This window comes from Actinomadura madurae (assembly GCF_047130825.1).
GTDB lineage: Bacteria > Actinomycetota > Actinomycetes > Streptosporangiales > Streptosporangiaceae > Spirillospora > Spirillospora madurae.
Genome location: NZ_CP083237.1, coordinates 69,226 through 88,111, shown reverse-complemented (window position 1 = coordinate 88,111; position 18,886 = coordinate 69,226). Strand labels below are relative to the sequence as shown.

Below are 18,886 nucleotides of genomic sequence, written 5' to 3'. Positions count from 1 at the left end.
CCTCGCTCTCCAGGAAACGCCGCACCTGTTTCACGCCGGCTTCGCTCACGTCCCCGGACGTGCGCGGCCGAATGGCGACGCCGTCTCGCCCGTCACTTGAAGGCGAGCGGGTTCGTCGGCGAGCCGACGGCACCGGTGATGGGCAGCGGCTGGGCCGCCAGCATGAACTCGTAGCGCCCGTCGGCGGCGCAGTCGGCGGCGAGCGCGTCGACGTCCCAGATCTCGCCGACCGGCATGCCCATGTGGACGAGGGCGACCAGGTGGAGCGGTTGCATGACGTCGATCTCGTTGGGCCGCACCTCGACGCCCCACGTGTCGCTCGCGACGGCACCGATGTTGTGCTCGTACAGCCACGGCGCGGTGTGCAGCGAGAGACCCGGCGCCGACCCGCCCGCGTAGTCGCGCCAGTCGCCCCGGCGCTCGCCCAGCATTCCGGTGCGGATCACGATGGTGTCGCCGGTGGCGATCTCCACGCCCTGAGCGGCGGCGGTCCCGTCGAGGTCGTCGATGGTGATCGCATAACCCGGGTCGAGGAAGTCCACTCCCTTGTATCGAGCCACGTCGAGCAACACGCCACGACCGACGAACCTGTCGCGGAAAACGGTGATCGCGTTGAAGGCGGCTCCGTTCGCGGTCACGAGCCGGGCCGGCCGGTCGTTGTACATCTTTCCCTGCCAGAAGATGTGGGAAAGGCTGTCCCACTGCGTGCCGGCCTGGTTGGGGGTGATGAGCATGTCGTCGGCGAAACCGAACCCCTTGGCCCGCCCCCAACCGTCGGGCAGCTCCTCCTGGACGCCGCTTCCATGGTCGGTGCCGGATGCCGTGACGACGTTGACGGGATTGAAGCGCAGGCCGTTCCCCGGCTGCGGTCCCTTCGCGTCGAACGGCAGGGCGAGCGAGATGACCTTGCCCTCGGTCACCAGCGCGACCGCGGCCTTCACCTGCTCGGGTCCGACGTGATTGATGGTGCCGAGCTCATCGTCGGCCCCCCAGCGGCCCCAGTTGGAGAACTTGGCGATGTAGTCCTCGAGCACGTCCCGGCCGCTGAACTCGACCCCGGTGATGGACGGATGTACGGTCATGGTTCTTCGCTCCCTTGCATGGGAGCGGTCGACGCCGGTCGTCGACCGCTGGGTCTCGGTGGTCCTACTCCTGGGGATCAGCGGATCGCGACGTCTCCGCGCGCAGCTCGCGCTTGAGGACCTTTCCCGTCGCGCCCTTGGGGAGCCGGTCCACCAGGTGGAAGGCACGCGGGCACTTGTACGCCGCGAGCCGTGCACGGCAGTGCGCGTCGAGTTCGCCGGCGCCGGCGCGGCCGCCCGCCCGGAGGACGACGTGGGCCTCGATCTCCTCGCCGAGGCGCCCGTGGGGCCGGCCGACGACGGCGGCCTCCACGACATCGGGATGTGCGTAGAGGACCTCTTCGACCTCGCGGGGATAGACGTTGTATCCGCCCCGGATGATCAGGTCCTTCAGGCGGTCCACCACGTAGAAGTAGCCGTCCTCGTCCCGGTGGCCGAGGTCACCGGTGTGGAACCAGCCGCCGCGGACCGCCGCCGCCGTTTCGTCGGGCTTGCCGAGGTAGCCCTTCATGACGTTGTGACCGCGTATGACGATCTCCCCGACGTGCTCGCCGCCGGGCGGGCACTCGTCACCGCCGGCGTCGACCACGCGCATCTCGATGCCCCATACGGGCCGGCCGATCGATCCGACCTTCCGCCGCTCGGCGTCGATGTTGAAGCTCGCGACGCTCGCCGTCTCGGACAGGCCGTAGCCCTCGAGCAGGACCAGCCCCGGGTACTTCCTCTCGATCCCGCGGATCACCTCGGCCGGCATCGAGGCGCCACCCGACATGCCCAGCCGCAGGCTGCCGACCTTTCGCCCCCGGAGGTCGGCGTGCAGGAGCGCGACGTACATGGTCGGCACTCCCGAGAACACCGTGATCCGATGCCGTTCGATCGCGTCGATCACTGCGTCGGGGGAGAACCGGCGCACGAGCACGAGCGGGACGCCGTACCGGACCGCGACGTTCAACACACTCGAGAGCCCGAACACGTGGAAGAGCGGAAGCACGCCGGTCATGACGTCCCCCGCCCCGAGACGGAGCAGCTCGCCGGTCACGGTGCAGTTCATGTAGAGCTGGAAGTGGGTCAGCTCCGCACCCTTGGGCCGGCCCGTGGTGCCGCTCGTGTACAGCACGACCGCCGTGTCGTCAGGTCCGGTGGCGTGGCTGACGCCGGCCCGCCCGGATTCGAGCAGTGTCGAGAAGTCGAGCTCCCCGGAGCCGTCGCCGTCGCCGTCACCGTCGCCGACCACGATGAGCCGCACGCCGCGGGCTTCCCGCGTCCCCGCCCGGGCCGAGGCGAGGGACGAAGCATGGACGATCAGGGCGGCTGCGCCGCTGTCGGCGACCTGGTAGGCGATCTCACGCGGAGCCAGCATCGGATTGGCCGGCACCATCGTGAGGCCCGTCTTGAGGATGGCGAAGTAGACGTAGACGAACTCGGGGACGTTCGGCAGCTGGACCATCACGCGATCGCCGGGGCGCAGCCCGATCGCCGTCAGTCCGGCGGCCACACGGCGGGCCCGATCGTCGACCTGGCCGAAGGTGAGTGTTGCGCCGTCGACGTGGACCAGCGGACGGTCAGGCTCCGCGCCCGCCGTGACGTCGAGGATGCTCGCCAGGTTGAAGCTCACACCGGCCTCAGTTCATCACGTAGCCGGCGGCCACGGTGAGGTCGATGCCGGTGATGCCGGACGCCCGGCCGGAGGCGAGGAACTCGACCGCCCGCGCCACCTCGTCGGCATTCGCGTTCCGCCGCAGCGCCGCCTGACCGGCGAACGCGGCCCGGACCTCCTCCTCGCTCCGGCCCGTCGCCTGGGCTTGGGACGAGACCACCCAATCGAACCGCTCACCGGTGACAGCACCCGGCGACACGAGGTTCACCCGGATCCCGTGCGGGCCCGCGTCCAGGGCCAGGGTACGCGTCAAGCCGATGAGGGCCGCCTTGCTCGCGGCGTACGGGGTGCGGTGGGCCAAGGGGTTCTTCGCCGTGACGGACCCGACGTTCACCACCGATCCGGTACCTCGTTCGATCATGAGCGGGAGCACGGCTCGACACAGGAGGTAGACACCGCGGACGTTGACCGCGAACGCCTCGTCCCACGCGTCCGGCTCGATCTCCCACAGCGGCATCGACGGCCCTCCGACGCCGCTGTTGTTGACTAGCGCGACCGGGTGCGCCCCATCGTCCGCCAGCGCGGCGACCAGCCCTCGCACGGACGCCTCGTTCGACACGTCGACGGTGTGGACGTCCGCATGCCCGCCGGCGGCGACGATCTGGGCGGCCGTGGCCGCGAGCCCCTCGCGGTCGCGGCCGGTGGCGACGACGTGCCACCCGGACTCGGCCATCGTCAGGGCGATCGACCTGCCGATGCCCCGGCTCGCCCCGGTGACCAGCGCGACGCGCCCGTCGCCTCTCACGACGCCACCTCCAACGAGCCGCCGGCGCCGCGGTGACGACGCACGAGCTCGTCCACGGCCTCTGGACGGGCGCCCAGCCACCAGTCCGGTTCCGCGGACCCGCGCGAGATCTCACCGCCGGAGCGCAGGTAGCTGCGGGCGTCGCGGCCGTCGTCGAAGTCGCCCTTGAGCGCGCGCCGCAGCCAGTCGGCGCCGAAGGTGGTCATCTCGCCTCCGATGCCGCCGAGCGGGTGGAACTCGTCCTCGTGGACTCGGATCTCCTTGGGGCATGCGAGCAGTTCGTACAGCGCGAGGGTCTCCTCGATCGGCACGAGCTCGTCGAACTCGCCGACGGACATCAGCACGGGACACGAGATCTTCGTGGCGAGCGGCCACAGGTTCATCTTCGTGCCGAGTTCGGCGTCGAAGAGCTCCTCGTCGGTGTAGCCGGCCATGGCCATGAAGTTCGTCTTGAAGTTCGGTTGCGCTCCGTTGAAGAGCTTGTCGAAGTCGCCGTAGACGCCCATGAATCCGGCGACCGCGCGCAGGCGCGGGTCATGGGCCGCGGCCCGCATGCCCCAGTAGGTGCTCATGCTCATCCCGAGAAGGCCGATGCGAGTCGCGTCGACCTCGGGCCGCCCGGCCAGGTAGTCGATGAAGCGGGAGACCGCACGCTCGGGATTGGTGAGCGTCACCGTGGTGCCGTGCAAGCGCGACTCGCCCATGCCGGGCAGGTCGACGGCCAGTGCCACGTAGCCCTGATCCGCGAAGAGCCGTTGCCCGACGTCCAGCAGGTCCTCCTTGGTCATGTCCATGCCGGGGCTGAGGAGGACGGCCGGAACGTCCCGGACCTGACCGGCCGGGAGGTGCAGCAACGCGAAGACCGGCCTTCCCTCGAAGTCGAGCTCGACGCGCTCGATCCGCCCCTTGCGCAGCTCCGCCATCTTCGCGACGGCGGTGTTGCACCGCTCCCGGAGCGCCCATTTGCGGGAGTCGACGGTGTAGATCGAGTACTGGGCACGGCTCCAGAGCAGCGCGGCACGGAGGTAGAGCGCGTACGCCGTCTCCAGGAAACCGTCCTGCTCGTACTCGCTCGCGCTGCGCTCGACCTCGGCGGCGACACCGGACCATGCCTTGGCGAGCATCGAGCCCGCCTTGGCCCGCGCTCCGACCTGCTCGAGGTCGTGAGGGTCGTAGCCCAGCCCCTGGAACGCCTTGAACCCGTCAGGGTGCAGGACGTCGAATCCGCCGGTGCGGATCCCCAGGTCGAGGATCCAGCTCTGGCTCTCACCACGGATGGTCATGGCCACTCCTAACCGTCAGGTGCCGGGACGCACATCACGTCGCACTGGGCGACCGTAAGAAGACCGAACTACAAACGCAAGTGTCTGTGCGTTAAGGTGCATCATGGCCTCAGACAAGATCACTCGAAGACCTGGCGGCCGAACGGCGCGCAACCGCGCGGCCGTGCACCAGGCCGTCAAGGTGCTGTTGATCGAGGGCGGACTCGCGAGCGTCACCGTCCCGGCGGTCGCCGCTCGGTCCGGCGTTCACCACACGAGCATCTACCGCCGCTGGGGAACGGTGCAGAACCTGCTGCTCGACGTCATCCTCGCGAACGTGACCCGCGCGGTGCCGACGCCCGACACCGGCTCGCTGCGCGGAGACGTCCGCCAGTTCGCCCGCGACGCGGCCCACGCATTCCAGGACCCGCTGCGTGCGGCGCTCGCCCAGGCCATCTTCGCGTTGCCCGCCGACGACGGGACCATCCGGCGGCGATACTGGGCTCGCCGCTACGAGACGCTGCGCCCGATGTTCGACCGGGCAGAACGTCGCGGTGAGACCCCTCCCAGCCCCCAGGACGTTGTCGAGCGCATCCTGGCTCCGCTGTACTTCAGACGATTCGTGACGGGACGCCCGGTCACCAACCGGTTCCTCGACGGCCTGGTCGATGACGCACTCCGTACCACGGCGCGCTGACGAGCCTCCCGTCACCCCCCCGTCACCGGGCGAGCCGGCCTCCTCGTGTCTCCCGCATCCCGGCGAGCCCGATCAGTCCGAGCAGCGCGCAGCCGATCCCCCACACACCGGGTGCCGCGAGCCAGTCCGTGGACACGATGAGCTGCCCGCAGACGTAAGGACCGAGGACGGCCACGATGGTCCCGAGGTTGAAGCCGATCGAGACGGATGTGTAGCGGGTGCGGGCGGGGAACAACTCCGCGAACGAGGTCCAGACGGCAGCCGAGATGAACGGCTCGATCGCCAGGAAGACCAGCAACGCGGGCGCGAGCACGGCGAGACTCGTCGTGGACCCGGCGATCATGTACAGCGGCAGCGAGAGCACCAGGAACGCCCCGTACCCGGCCGCGGCGATCGGTCGCCGCCCGAACCGCTCGCTGACCCGGCCCATGATCGGGAACAACGCGGCGGTGACGAGGAGGAGCACGCCGAGCATCGTGTAGACCGGGACCGCGGGCAGGTCCCGGAACTGGATCAGGTAGATGCCGATGTAGATCTTGCCGAGCACGCCGGCCCCGAACAGGCCGATGGCCATGGCGGTGACCCGGAGAATGTCCGGAACGTGTCCCCGGACCGCATCGCGGATGGGCGATCGGGTGACCTCGTTCTGCGCGGCGAGCGCCTGGAACTCCGGAGTGTCCTCCAGCCGACGCCGGAGCAGAAGGCACAGGCCGGTGAGGACGATGCACAGCAGGAACGGGACCCGCCAGCCCCAGGTCTCCATGTCCGACCCGATGACCGCGCTGCACAGCGCCGTCACCAGTGCGGCGAGGGCGAGCCCGATCGCCACCCCGAGAGCCGGCAGCGACCCGTAGACGGCGCGCCGGTTCGGTGGCGCCAGCTCGACGATGTAGGTCAGCGCGCCGGTGGCCTCTCCCCCGGCCGCCAAGCCCTGCAACAGTCGCAGGATCACCAGGAGGACGGGGGCCAGTACGCCGACCTGTGCGTGCGTGGGCAGCACCCCGACGAGGCTGGAGGCCCCGCCCATGAGGAAGATTGTCGTCATCAGTACCGGCCGCCGTCCGAAGCGGTCGCCCAGGGCACCGAACATCAGCCCGCCCGCCGGGCGCGCGATGTAGGCGGCGCCGAAGACGGCCAGCGCGGAGAGGGTCGAGGCGATGGGATCGTCCGCGGGGAAGAACTGCGGCGCGAATATCACGGCGAGATACGCGTACACCGTGAATTCGTAGAACTCCACGGTGCTGCCGAGGGTGCTGGCCCACATGGCTCGGCGGCGCGCGGTGGGACTGACGGTGATGGCCTGCTTCGGAGGGGCTGCTGGATCCGCACTGGGTTTCATCGCGCTTCCTCGACGCTAAGGAGAATCTGGTGGCCCGCCCGTCATCGCGGGCGGGATGGGTGGGGTCCATCTTCACCACCCGGGAAAAGGCGGGGCCATGGCTCGACGGCCAACACCTGGCCTGACTTTTTCTGCCTGCGACAAATTCGCCCGTGGCGGGCAGGATGCGGCCACTCGCCGCGGCACTCGGGCTATGTTCTCGGTGACGTATCGCCGTAGCAGCGGGAAATGACGGCTCGGAACCTAATCGAAAAAGGGATTCCTCGGCGTTGGCAGGCCAAGCCGATCGCGCAGCGTACCGCCTTCGTAGGCGGTGCGGAACAGGCCACGCCGCTGCAGCTCGGGCACGACCAGGTCGACGAAGTCATGGAGGCCGCTGGGCATGATGGGCGCGTTGATGAGGAATCCGTCCGCGCCCTTGCCTCGGTACCATTCCTCCATCTCGTCGGCGACCTGGAGCGCCGTGCCCTTGAAAATGGTGTGCCCCATCGACGGCAGCACGCGCTCGTACGCCTGCCGGATCGTCAGGTTCTCGCGCTGGACGATCGCGCCGATCTGCACACGGAACGCGGCGATCGCATTGGTCTCGACGGAAAGGTCCGGCATCGGACCGTCGCAGTCGTACGCCGACAGGTCCATGTCGACCAGCTTCGACAGGTACGCCACGCCGACGTCAGGCGTGATCAGTTCCTGCAACTCCCGGTAGAGATCATCCGCTTCGGCCTCACTCCGTCCAACGTAGACGGTGCAGCCGGGCATGACCTTCAGGCTGTCCGGAGCACGCCCGTACCTGTCCAGCCTGCCTTTGATGTCGGCGTAGAACTCCTGCGCTTCGGGCAGGGTGTTCGAGACCGAGAAGACGCAGTCAGCCTGCTTCGCGGCCAGTTCCCGGCCGGCTTCCGACTGGCCGGCCAGGAACAGAACGGGATAACCCTGGGGCATCCGGGCGATGTTGAGCGGCCCCTGCACGGAGAAGTGCTTTCCCTTGTGGTTCAAGGTATGCACACGCGACGCGTCGAGATATCGGCCCGTGTTCTGGTCCTCGATGAAGGCATCCGCCGCCCAGCTGTCCCAGAGCCCCTTGCACGCGTCGACGAACTCATCCGCGCGCTCGTACCGCACGGCTTTGTCGACGTGCTTGTCGAAGCCGAAATTGACCGAGTCGCCCGGATAGGAGCCGGTGACGATGTTCCAGCAGGCGCGGCCCTTGCTGAGGTGGTCGAGCGACGCGAAGCGGCGTGCGAGCAGGTACGGCTCCTCGTAGGTGGTCGTCGCGGTCGCCAGCAGGCCGATGTGCTCGGTGTGCTGCGAGATCGCCGACAACAGGGTCAGCGGCTCGAAGCCCGCGGGGCGGTCCGACTGGCTGTTGGCCTCGAACAGTGCCGGTTTGTCCATCTGGCGGACGGCATTGCCGTCGGCGAGGAACACCAGGTCGAACTTGCCCGCTTCGGCGATCTTGGCGAGCTCGATGGCCTGGTCGAGGTTCATCGTCTGGCGGGTCCAAGCCTTCGGGTGCCGCCAGCCGGCGAGGTGGGAGCCCAGAGCGAGCAGCGGTGTCATCAGATGTAGCACGATTTTTCTCCTTGAGGGCGGAGGTCAGCCGCGGACCGACACGTCGTGGAACCGCGACCACGCCTGGAAGTCCTGCGCCAGTCCGGAGACCCGGTCGCCCGCGCCGACGAGCTGGGAACCCTCCCAGAACGGGATGATGAAACCGTTGTCGATCATCGTGTCCTGGATCTTCGCGTAGGTCGCCTTGCAGGCCGACGGGTCTGCGTCCGCCTGGGACCGCGTGAACAACCGCGTGAGACCGGCGGCCTGGAGCGCGTTCTTGTCGGCGAACAGGAAGTTCGCGACCGTGCTGCGGATGATGTCGGGGTCGGGGTCGGTCAGCGAGGCCAGGTAAAGGTCGAAGTCGTGCTTGCTGCCCGCGCTCACCTGCCCGGCTTGGGTCAGGTTCTTCAGGGTGATTCCGATGCCGATGTCCTTCATCTGCTGCTGGAACAGCTGCAGCAGGCTCGTGAAGTAGGCGCCGTAGCTCGCCGAATAGGTGATCGCGAAGTTCAGGGTCACGCCGCCCTTCACGCGGATGCCGTCCGGTCCGGGCGCCCAGCCCGCGGCGTCGAGCCCCGACTCGGCCTTCGTCGGGGCGAAGGCCAGCGCGGGCGATTCGTCCTTGTACTGCGGCAGGTTCCTGGTGAGAATGCTCGTCGCAGGGGAATAGGCCGAGCCGAGCACCGCCCTGACGTTGCTCACCCGGTCGAACCCGATCATGATCGCCTTGCGCACCGCCGCATCGGCCAGGCCGGGCCGGGTCGTGTTGACGACGAACGAGACCGGCTGGCCAGGCTGCGTGCCCTGGAGCACGGAGACTCCGGACCGCTTCAGTGCCGGTATGTCCTGCGTCGCGACGTCCAACGCCACGTCCGCCTGCCGTGACTGGAGCGCCCCGGCGCGGAGTCCGTCGTGGCGGCGACCACCGTGAGCCCTGTGCAGAAATTGCCGACGACGTCGCGGAACCGCCGACCGGAATCGACCGCGGCGCCGCCGGTCACTTCGTCACCGCCTTCTTGGTCGCGGACAGCGCGCGTCCCTGAAGCGCCCCCACATTCTCCTGGATCCAAGCGTCGATCGTGGCGTCGAAGCGCGGCATGCTACTCATCGGGAAGTACAGGCCCCGGGTCGGCACGGAGGCGCCCAGTTCCACCAGAAGCGGGCGAAGAGCGAATTCGACCGCGAGGGCGTGTTCCGGTGCGCTCGCGGTGAGAATCGGTATCGTCCGGACGCCCAGGAGTGAATTGCTGGCGTAGCGATCGAGGAACGACTTGAGGAGTCCGGTGTAGGAGGCTTTGTAGGTCGGGCTCGCGACCACGACGATGTCGCTGGTGCGGACGGCCTCGGCGAGTTCGTTCATCCCGTCGTCGGGCCACCGGAAGATCCGGTCGGCATGGTCGATGAGGTCGACGGTGATCTTCCGGTGCCCGCAAAGGTGTTCGGCCACCCGGTCCGCGACGGCTTCGGCGACGAGGAACGTACGCGAGCGCGGCTTCGGATTGCCCACCACAACGGCTATTTCGGTCATGTGCTACTCCCAGACCAGTTGGCACAGGCGTGCAACAGTGGAGGAAAGAGCGAACCACGGTCTTTTGTCGTAGCACGGCACTGGACGTCTTACGCCAGCGATATCGGATATTATGCGAGCGTCAAGGTCACATCAGCGCGAGATTTCGGATCTGCTGCGGCTCCCGCCTGCCAGTCGTAACCCTCGATTCCATATGAGCACTCCTCCGATTTCCCTGATTCGGTGTCAGGGTCCGCCCCCATAATCGCTGGACACGCCGGCACTGGCTATGGCTTACGAGCCAACAGGGCCGGTGTCTCCTTGGCCCTTCGACGCGTCCTTCAAGCCGCGGCTCCGCCGGCGCGCTGCACCTCCCGGACCATGACCGCGACGCGCAACTCGAACACGTCTTCCTGGTGTTGCGGGTCCAGGCCGGTCAGCTCGGCGACGCGCCGGAGCCGGTAGCCGATGGTGTGCGGGTGGACATGCAGCGCCCGTGCGGCCTCGGCGGTCGAACACCCCATCCGGAGCCAGACCCGCAGGGTCTCCGCCAGATTCGTCTCCCGGCTCGCGTCATGCTCCTCGACCGGGCCGAGACGGCGGTCGGCGAGCCCCCGCAGGCTGTCCGGCGTCCCCGCCTCCAGCAGCAGCACCGCCACGCCGAGATCGTCCAGATCGAACACGGAAGCGCTCCCCCGCTCTCCCGCCAACGCAGCCGCGCCGCGCAGCATGCGCCACGCGCTCGGGTAGTCGGCCACGGCGTGCACGGTCGGCCCGATCACGGTCGGCCGCCGCGGCGCTCCGTGCGCGACCGCCAGGTCGGCCAGCGCACCGGCCAGTGCGGGCCGGTTGTCCGGGGCGCCCGGCACGAGCGTCACCAGCGCCCCTTCGTGTTCCCCCACCAGCACCGGTTCCGCCAGGCGAGCCGTCAGCTGCGCCCGGGCGGCGGCCGCGCCTCGGCGGCCCCCCGAAACGCCGGAACCGTCCGCCAGGGGGATCAACACGACCGTGTGGGGGCGGGAGAGATCGTGTCCGAGCACCCGTGCGCGTTCGGCGAGGTCGCGCTCGCTCCCGGAACCGGTCACCAGCTCCACGGCGAGGTCACGGGTGAGCCGGAGCTCGGTGTCGATGGCGTAGCGTCTCTTGAGCAGTTCGAGCGCGACCAGCAGCGAGAAGCGCTCGATCACCGGCCGCACGAGCAGCCCGACGTCGGTACCGGTCGTCTCCCGGGAACGGATCACCCACAACCGCGCAACGACCTCGCCCGCCGTCGCGACCGGCACCACCCACGCGACGGCATCGTCGAGGTCGACGTGCACCGGGACCCGTTGCTCGTCCATCTCCGCGAGCAGCCGGACGTCCCGTTCGGAGCGATTCCTCGCCGTAGGCCAGGCCTCGTCTCTCGGCCCGCGCGCCTGTCCGAGCACGGCGCCGTCCTCGGGGATCTCCACCATCACGGACGCTTCGAGCGCCTTCGCCAACGCCTCCAGCACTCCGTCCAGCCCGACGTCGTCGACCAGCAACCGCACCAGCCTGCGATCCTGCTCCTCCGCCCACTCCCGCCGACCACGCTCCTGGCGCAGGTTCTCCACCGCCGCCGTCAACTGCGCGTTGGTCTCCTGCAACCGGGCGATCGTGCGCTGCTCGGCCTCGCGCAGCGCGGCGGTCTTGAGCACGATCGCCGCGTACTGCGCCATCAGCTCGGCGAGGGCGAGCTCCGAGGCGCCGAAGCGCCGGATCCGTCGCGTGTAGCCGACGAGCACGCCGGTGCACCCCTCGTCGGCGCCCAGCGGCACGGCGAGGATGGACTTGATGCCTTCGAGGTGGACCGCCGAAAGCCACGGACTGTTCGCATCGAGTTCCCGCACGTCGGAGAGCACCACCGTGCGTCGTTCACGCACCGCCTGGGTCGCCGGAACGTCGAACTCGTGCGTGGCCGGATTCACCCGCAGCGCCCGCAGGGTGTCGAGCTCGTGCCGGTAGCCCTCGGTCAGCGCGTGGCTCGCCCGAGCGACGAGCCGCTCGCCACTGTCGTCCAGCAGCATCACCGAGCAGGAGTCGAACCTGGCCAGCGCGCAGGTATGCCGGGCGATCCGCCCCAGCAACGACTCCAGCGACTCGTCGGCGTTCAGTGCTCGCAGCACGTCCGCCGCGGCGTTCATCCACCCGCTGTCCGCAGTCCTCTCACCGATCATGGCGCGCCTCCGCCCTGTTCCTCGCCGGCACGGCCGCCGCCGGCTCCGAAGCCACCGGCCGACTCCTCGCAACGGCCACTCACCTCACCGGACTCGTCCACGGCACGGTGGGGAGCCAGGTCCCGGGCCGCCGGGAGATCGGTCCCGGGGTAGTGAGCGTCGATGTCCGCCGCCGTGGCCGGCCCGCCGGCGGTCCGTCGTTCAGCCATCGGCCACCTCTCGCTCGGCGGGGCCGACGCGCGGGCCCGGGTAGGTGACGATCCTCGACGTGATGCCGCCGAGCCGGTCGCCCGAGATCGTGACGGTGTCGCCCGGCCGCTCGATCATCTCCGGGTAGGAGAAGTGCATCGAGTCCCGCCGGTCGGTGCCGATCACCTCACCGCTGACCACAGCTGCCATCCCCAGGTCGAAGGCGGTGCCCGAGCGATGCGGGGCCGGCTCGCCGGGGGTGACGAGCATGTGCCCGAGGGTCAGGGACGTGCCCTTGCCCTTGGCGGGGCCCAGCCGGACCTCCATCTCGGCGAACTGGAGATCTCGTGCCGACCGGTCATTGAGCAGGCAGTAACCGGCGATGTGGCGTTCGGCGGTGGCGGCGACCACACGCAGCCGGACGCCACGGAGGGACACGACGTCACGCGGGTCTCGGAGCGCCTGCTCGCCCGCCCCATGCAGGCGCTCGCCGTCGTCGCCGAGCAGCCCGCGCAGCGTCACGCCCGGCGGGAGGGCGTAGACCCGGTCGCCGCGAAGCACGCCCGCGCGATCGGCGGCGTCGCCAGGTGCACCAGCCGTGCCCTCGGCATAGGTAACGAAACGCATCGTTTGCAACCTCCTCAGCCGCGGTCCTCCGGCGACCGCCGCGCCACCGGCATCCCGGACGCTGCCGCCATCGAGCAGACCCGGCAACGTGATGCCCGGCCCGAGGGATGCACTCGCTCGCCGGCGAAGCCGACCCGTCCGCACCGCCGGCGAGAGTGGTCCGGGTTCATCGGTTCTCCTCTCCCGAGGCGGTGAAGCCTTCGAGCATGGCGATGCGTTCGAAGACGTGGTAGCGGCTGGGCCGGGGCACGGAGGGGTCCAGTTCCTGGTAGACGCTAAGCACGTTCTGCGCCAGCCGTCCGTGTTCGGGGAGTCGCGCGTAGGGGCCGAGGTCGATGGAGGCGACGGCCTGCTCGACGTCGAGGCCGTCCTCGTAGCGCTTGGTCGCCTCGTCCTGGACGAATCGAAGGTAGTCCCGGACGGGAACGACGCCGCTCTTGCCGGTCACCGGGCCGTGGCCGGGCACTATGGTCGTCAGGTCCATGTCCAGGATCGCCTCGCAGGCGGCGATCCAGCGGGATATCGGTCCGGCCCAGACCACCGGGGTGCCGCCGATGAACAGGATGTCACCGGCGTAGAGCAGGTGGGCGTCCGGTACGTGGACGAGTGCGTCGCCGGGGGTGTGTGCGGGCCCGACCTGGATCAGCCGGACCTCCCGCCCGCCGACGTCGAGGCTCTCCTCGCCGGTGAAGGTGCGGTCCGGTCCTGTCGCGACGATCCCGTCGAAGTCGAAGGCGCCGAAGATGTGCCGGGCGAACTCTCCGGTCGCACCGTGCCGCCGCTTCATCGAGGCCAGGGCGGTGACCTGGTCCTGGGTCATGAGCTCCGACGCGGCCTGCGAGGCGATGATCTCGACGCCGCGCTCGGCGAGGAGCTGGTTGCCGAAGACGTGGTCTCCGTCGGAGTGGGTGTTGACGAGCGTGCGCACCGGATGGGCGTCGGTGACCCGCCGGACGCCTTCGAGCATCTCGCGGGTGTGCGGCAGGTCGAACAGCGTGTCGACCATGACGGACGTGCCCGATCCGGTGATCAGGCCGGAGTTGCTCCAGCCCCAGCTTCCGTCGGGCAGCAGCCACGCATGGCAGCCGCCGCCCAGATCGTGGAGACCTCTGCGGTACTGCGGGAGCGCTGTCGTCGTCATGATCCGCCTTCCTAGTCCGTGACCAGCCGGATAGGCAGTGACGAGAAGTTCCGGATCTCGCGGTTGGAGTTGCGCACGGGCATCCCGGCGATCTCGAACCGGCTGACCCGTGCGGAGAGTGCGGTCAGGAACTCGGCGGCCTCCAGCCGCGCGACGGGGGCGCCGATGCACAGGTGGATGGACGCGCCGAACGCGACGTGCTGGCGGGCGTTGGATCGGGCGATGTCGAGCGTGTCGGGGTCGGGGAACCTGTCCGGATCCCGGTTGGCGGCCGGGAGGATCGCGCAGACGTCTGCGTCCGGCGGGATGGTGACGCCGCCGATCTCGACCTCCTCAAGGGTGCGCCGGAAGAACTGCCGGAAGGGCGAGTCCCAGCGAAGCACCTCCTCGACGGCATTCGGGATCAGGTCCGGATCGGCGCGCAGCGCCTCCCATGCTTGGGGAAAGCGCGCGAACGCGTGGATGGCGTTGGCCATCAGGCTGTTGGTCGAGTCGATGCCGGCCAGCCAGATCGAGCCGAGAACCAGCAGGCGTTCCTCGCCCTCCTTGAGGAGCCCGGTGTCACCGCCTTGCTCGGTGACCAGCCGGCCGAGGCAGTGCGGCGGCATCGTGGCCAGCCCCTCGCCGCCGAGCCACTCGAAGGCTTGCAGGACCCGTGCCAGGTGGATCGGGTCGGCGTCCGGGCCGACCATGTGCATCACCGAGTCCGCCCAGGAGGTGATCGTGTCGGTGTCGGGCGGGGTGATTCCAGTGAGCTGGCGGATCGCCAGGTCCGGCAGCGGCTGGGTCAGCGCGGTCACCACGTCGACCTCGCCCTCGGCGACGGCCGCGTCGACGAAACGTTCGGTCGTCTCGCGGATGCCCGGTCGCAACTCCTCGATCGCGCTGCGCTGGAACCGCTGCTGAACGGACCTGCGGATGCGGGTGTGCTCGGGCGGGTCGTTGTCGATGAACGGCGCCCGGAACCCGGAGTCGGCCACGCGCACATAGCTGGACCCCAGGCCGGACACGAACTGGCGGTAGTTGCGCAGCACCGCCGACACCGAGTCGTGATGGGACACCACCCAGACGTTCCGGCTCGGCAGGTGGAGGACCGGACCCAGGTCCCGGAGGCGTTGGTAGAGGGGGTAGGGGTCGTCGAGGTGCTCCAGCAGGAAGGGGTCGAGCTCCCGCGGGACGGACACGGAGGCGGACGCGGGTGTGGACGGAGAAGCAGCCATGGGCGCTCCCTTGAACTGGCATTATGCACTACGATGCAGAAAGTGCTGTAGCTCACTCTCGCACTGACGTGCGAGAATGTCCAGGGATGCACGGGAGCGACGGAGGAGGCTGCGCCGGTGGTCGCGACGGAGCCGATCGACGGCCAGACCCGGCGACGGCTCGCGACCCGCGAACGGCTGTACCAGGCCGCCGTCGCCCTGATCACCGAACGCGGCTACGAGGCGACCACCGTCGACGAGATCGCCGCACGGGCCAGAACGTCCCGGCGTAGCTGCTTCAACCACTTCCCGACCAAGAGCGACATCACGATCGAATGGGCCCGCCGGCGGCGCGAGCAGGCGATGGCCGCCGCGCAGGAGGCGGTTTCACAAGGCGCCACCGACGTGCTCGACCGCCTGCGCGCCTACTTCCACGAGCTCGCCGTCATCACCGAGGCGCGTCCCGTCGAGACTCGCGAGATGCTCTTCGGCTACCTGCGCGCCTGCGGACCGGTCCTCAACCGGACACCGATGGCCGAGGAGCTGCAAATGCGGCTCGCCGACGACGGCACCGCGGGCACAGATTCCGGGATCGACCTCGCCGCCGAGATCCTGCACGACGTCTACCAGGGAGTGCTCTGGCGCTGGATGCGCAACGACCCGGCCCCACCCGGGGCCTTCACGACCGAACTCGACGCGGCCATCGACATCACAATCCAGGGTGTCGCCGCATCCTTCACCACCGGCCAGGGGAAACCGCCCCACACGGTGGACGACTTCACTGACCGCCAACCACGTCGTTGACGGTCGAAGGACATCGCGATTCTCGTGCCGCGCCACCAGTTTTGACCACTCAGGACTGTGACCTCGGGAAACGTTGCCGGGCACGCCGTCGCCCGTACGCTCCCGTTCATGCTCAGGGAGCACGGCGCGGCGTCTGCTTCCTCGTTAGGGGCGGGCGAGGCCGTGTCCAGCTCTTCTGGGAAGTCCCTGCCCGAGAGATCGTTATATGGTTACGGACATACGAGAATCCGTATGGTTCCACCTTGGATGCCCACTCGCACGGGAGGCTCTCAGATGGCCGACGATCACGGGGCCGGACCGGTCGAGATCGATGAGACGGTGCCGCATTCAGCACGTATCTGGAACTACTGGATAGGCGGCAAGGACAATTACGACGTCGACCGGCAGGCGGGGGACGCCTACGCGGCCGGGTATCCCGGGGTCTTCGCCCAGGCTCGCGAGGCCCGCAAGTACCTGATGCGCGCCGTTGGGCACCTCGCCGGCGAGGCCGGGGTGACACAGTTCCTGGACGTGGGAACCGGGCTGCCCACCGAGCAGAACACCCACGAGGTCGCGCAGGGCATCAACCCCCGGGCCCGCATCGTGTACGTCGACAACGATCCGGTAGTGCTGGCACACGCGCGGGCGCTGCTCACCAACACCACCCCCGAAGGGGTCACCGTCTACATCGACAGCGACTTCCACCGCCCCGAAGAGATCCTCGCCGGTGCCGCGAAGACGCTGGACCTCAGCAAGCCGGTCACGGTGATGTTCATGGGGGTACTCGGCCACGCCGAGAGTGTCGACCAGGCCCGGTCGATCATCGGCGCCCTGCTGGACGAAGTCCCGGCCGGCAGCTATCTGGTGCACTGGGACGGCGCCAACACCAACGAAGCACACAACCGCGTTAACGCCGAATACAACAAATCCGGCGCGGTCCCCTACAACCTGCGCAGTCCCGAGGAGATTTCCGAGCTGTATCAGGGGCTGGAAGTGCTGGAGCCCGGCATCGTGGACATCTCGCAGTGGCGGCCCAGCCCGCCCCCGTCCCCGCCGGTTGACGCCTACGGCGGCGTGGCCAGGAAGCCCTGACCGTCTCTCGACAATTTCGCAACGTCTGCACCCGCGGCGGAACTGGCTCACCTGATTGGCTGGCGGGTCCTGCGTGGATGTAGTTTTCGGCAGAACAGCGTCGGTGGCGATGCCGCGTTTGCGGCCCCGGCACTTCTTCTGTGCGTCTAGCGCGGTTGTGGCCGGGTGCCGCTTCACTCTTCGGTACGTCCGCGTGGTCGCGCATGTGAGCCCGGGCGTTTGGACTTCGGTGCGCGCGCTGGTGGACAGAGGATGACAGGTTTTTGAGCTGGAGAGTGGGCGGTCGATCGGCCGATCCTCGGAGCTCGGCCGCCTGATGGCCGGAGTCCGAGGAGGAAGTCCGTGGAAAATGATCGGATCGGCGGGGTGCTGCGAGCTGGACGGCTCGCGGGCTTCGCGGTAATGACGGTGATCGGCACCGGGATGGCGTTCCTTTCACCGGTCGGTGCCGTTCCGGTGCCGATACCGGCCCAGGTGCGCGAGCGGATCGACGCCGGCGTTCGGCACACCTGCGTGGTCGACGACGCATTCGCGGTGCGATGCTGGGGACAGAACCACGACGGCCAGCTGGGCCACGGCCGCAACGCCGACCCGGGCTGGAGGAGGATCGGCGACAACGAGGCGCCGAGCGCGGCGGATCCTGTCGACCTGGACGGAAACCTGGCATGGAAGGTGGCCACGGGAGCCCTTCATTCCTGCGCCGTCCTGGTCGAGGGCGGGGTCGTCTGCTGGGGGCAGAACCGCTTCGGCGTCCTCGGGTCCGGCGCCCAGGACGGAGGCAACGTTTCGATCGGCGATGACGAGACGCCCGCGGACGTCCCGGTCGGCGGGGACATCATGGTCGACCTCGGGAGGAACCGCACCGCCAAGGCGATCGCCGCGGGCGGCAGCCACACGTGCGTCATCGACGACCTGGACGACGTCATGTGCTGGGGCCTGTCGAGCAAGGGCCAGCTCGGCTACCCGAACACCGAGGAAATCATCGGGGATGATGAGGACCCCGCCCAGGCAAACGCCGTGGAGCTGGGCCGCCGCAACGTCCGGGCGATCGCGGCGGGTGAAGATCACACCTGTGCGGTGACCGAAAGCGGGGCCGTGTACTGCTGGGGCGACAACACCCACGGCCAGCTCGGGCTTCCGGATCTCACCGATCAGATCGGTGACGACGAGACGCCGCTGGCGGCCGGAGCCGTCGACCTGAGCGGGATGAAGGCGGTGGACATCACGGCGGGCCGCGCGCACACGTGCGCCACGCTGGAGGACGCGACGCTCCGCTGCTGGGGCGACAACACCTACGGTGCGACCGGGCTCGGCACCCCGGGCCTCGATCTGCCTCCGGACTCCGGCCCGGTGGACCTGGGCGGGACCGGCGTCACGACGGCCGTCGCCGGATATGACCACACCTGCACCGCGCTGGCGGGCTCCGTCCACCATGTCCGGTGCTGGGGGCGCGTGGGCTGGCAGTCGAAGGACGGCCGGCTCGGCCTGCCTGACCTCGGCACGTTCGAGGACCTCGGCGACGACGAGCTGCCGTCGAGCGCCTCATGGGTCCGGCTGGCCGGTGACTCTGTCGTCGCGCTCGCCGCGGGGACGGTGCACACCTGCGCCGTCACCACAGCGGGTGCGGTCCGGTGCTGGGGCGACAACGTCGACGGCGCTCTCGGGAACGCGCTGGGGGTGAGCAGCGTCATCGGTGACGACGAGACGCCCGGTGCCACCCGTCCGATCAGTCTCGGCGCGACGGTCACCTGGAGCCTGCCCTCGGCGCCGTAGCCACCACAGACTTCCTGACCGCCCAGCCGCCGCGGATCCGACCG

The 18,886-nt window shown here is 69.1% G+C and carries 16 protein-coding genes; 4 read left to right on the top strand and 12 right to left on the bottom strand.

From position 1 onward, the window contains the following. Window positions 1–92 precede the first annotated feature (92 nt). From K8Z49_RS00410 to K8Z49_RS00395, 4 genes are all read right to left on the bottom strand, one after another. Window positions 93–1,082 (bottom strand): cyclase family protein, encoded by a 990-nt coding sequence (locus tag K8Z49_RS00410; RefSeq protein WP_021591613.1) that lies wholly within the window; start codon window positions 1,080–1,082, stop codon window positions 93–95. Window positions 1,083–1,146: 64 nt separating this feature from the next. After that, window positions 1,147–2,697 carry a long-chain-fatty-acid--CoA ligase gene (locus tag K8Z49_RS00405; protein ID WP_412517308.1) on the bottom strand — a complete coding sequence of 517 codons (1,551 nt, stop codon included), beginning with the start codon at window positions 2,695–2,697 and terminating at the stop codon, window positions 1,147–1,149. A gap of 7 nt (window positions 2,698–2,704) precedes the next feature. Beyond that, the gene (locus K8Z49_RS00400) at window positions 2,705–3,484 is read right to left on the bottom strand and encodes an SDR family NAD(P)-dependent oxidoreductase (RefSeq protein WP_021591615.1); all 780 of its coding nucleotides are present in this window, start codon (window positions 3,482–3,484) and stop codon (window positions 2,705–2,707) included. Then, window positions 3,481–4,767: an alpha/beta hydrolase gene (locus tag K8Z49_RS00395; RefSeq protein WP_412517307.1), complete on the bottom strand. Its 1,287-nt coding sequence runs from the start codon at window positions 4,765–4,767 to the stop codon at window positions 3,481–3,483. The genes K8Z49_RS00400 and K8Z49_RS00395 overlap by 4 nt, the downstream gene beginning before the upstream one ends. A 163-nt stretch (window positions 4,768–4,930) precedes the next feature. Between K8Z49_RS00395 and K8Z49_RS00390 the strand changes: the two genes are divergently transcribed. Beyond that, entirely contained in the window at window positions 4,931–5,443 is a 513-nt protein-coding gene (locus K8Z49_RS00390) for a TetR-like C-terminal domain-containing protein (RefSeq protein WP_021591617.1), read from the top strand. A 22-nt stretch (window positions 5,444–5,465) separates the two neighbouring features. Here the strand turns inward: K8Z49_RS00390 and K8Z49_RS00385 are convergent, their stop codons facing one another. The 8 genes from K8Z49_RS00385 to K8Z49_RS00350 all read right to left on the bottom strand — a co-directional run bounded on the left by K8Z49_RS00385 (window position 5,466) and on the right by K8Z49_RS00350 (window position 15,215). Next, on the bottom strand, window positions 5,466–6,782 hold the full coding sequence (locus K8Z49_RS00385; protein WP_024933987.1) for an MFS transporter: 1,317 nt from the start codon (window positions 6,780–6,782) through the stop codon (window positions 5,466–5,468). Window positions 6,783–7,025: 243 nt separating this feature from the next. After that, a complete protein-coding gene (locus K8Z49_RS00380; RefSeq protein WP_200871670.1) occupies window positions 7,026–8,354 on the bottom strand; it encodes an LLM class flavin-dependent oxidoreductase in 1,329 nt (442 codons plus the stop codon). 24 nt (window positions 8,355–8,378) lie between these two features. Next, window positions 8,379–9,278, bottom strand: coding sequence for an ABC transporter substrate-binding protein (locus K8Z49_RS00375; protein ID WP_412521307.1), 900 nt, complete (start codon window positions 9,276–9,278; stop codon window positions 8,379–8,381). Window positions 9,279–9,333: 55 nt separating this feature from the next. Then, a complete protein-coding gene (locus K8Z49_RS00370) occupies window positions 9,334–9,864 on the bottom strand; it encodes an NADPH-dependent FMN reductase (protein WP_412517306.1) in 531 nt (176 codons plus the stop codon). Window positions 9,865–10,184: 320 nt separating this feature from the next. Continuing rightward, on the bottom strand, window positions 10,185–12,038 hold the full coding sequence (locus K8Z49_RS00365) for a helix-turn-helix domain-containing protein (RefSeq protein WP_075023293.1): 1,854 nt from the start codon (window positions 12,036–12,038) through the stop codon (window positions 10,185–10,187). A 201-nt stretch (window positions 12,039–12,239) separates the two neighbouring features. Then, window positions 12,240–12,854, bottom strand: a complete 615-nt coding sequence (locus K8Z49_RS00360; RefSeq protein WP_111833320.1) for a fumarylacetoacetate hydrolase family protein — start codon at window positions 12,852–12,854, stop codon at window positions 12,240–12,242. A gap of 166 nt (window positions 12,855–13,020) precedes the next feature. Further along, the gene (locus K8Z49_RS00355; protein ID WP_412517305.1) at window positions 13,021–13,995 is read right to left on the bottom strand and encodes an MBL fold metallo-hydrolase; all 975 of its coding nucleotides are present in this window, start codon (window positions 13,993–13,995) and stop codon (window positions 13,021–13,023) included. An 11-nt stretch (window positions 13,996–14,006) separates the two neighbouring features. Next, the gene (locus tag K8Z49_RS00350; RefSeq protein WP_075023291.1) at window positions 14,007–15,215 is read right to left on the bottom strand and encodes a cytochrome P450; all 1,209 of its coding nucleotides are present in this window, start codon (window positions 15,213–15,215) and stop codon (window positions 14,007–14,009) included. 117 nt (window positions 15,216–15,332) lie between these two features. On the opposite strand from K8Z49_RS00350, the gene K8Z49_RS00345 reads away from it, so the two are divergent. The 3 genes from K8Z49_RS00345 (at window position 15,333) to K8Z49_RS00335 (ending at window position 18,842) form a co-directional block, all read left to right on the top strand. Continuing rightward, the gene (locus K8Z49_RS00345; protein ID WP_021591625.1) at window positions 15,333–15,998 is read left to right on the top strand and encodes a TetR/AcrR family transcriptional regulator; all 666 of its coding nucleotides are present in this window, start codon (window positions 15,333–15,335) and stop codon (window positions 15,996–15,998) included. Window positions 15,999–16,271: 273 nt separating this feature from the next. After that, entirely contained in the window at window positions 16,272–17,069 is a 798-nt protein-coding gene (locus K8Z49_RS00340; protein WP_412517304.1) for an SAM-dependent methyltransferase, read from the top strand. 342 nt (window positions 17,070–17,411) lie between these two features. Beyond that, entirely contained in the window at window positions 17,412–18,842 is a 1,431-nt protein-coding gene (locus K8Z49_RS00335; RefSeq protein WP_143118685.1) for an RCC1 domain-containing protein, read from the top strand. Window positions 18,843–18,886: the final 44 nt, after the last annotated feature.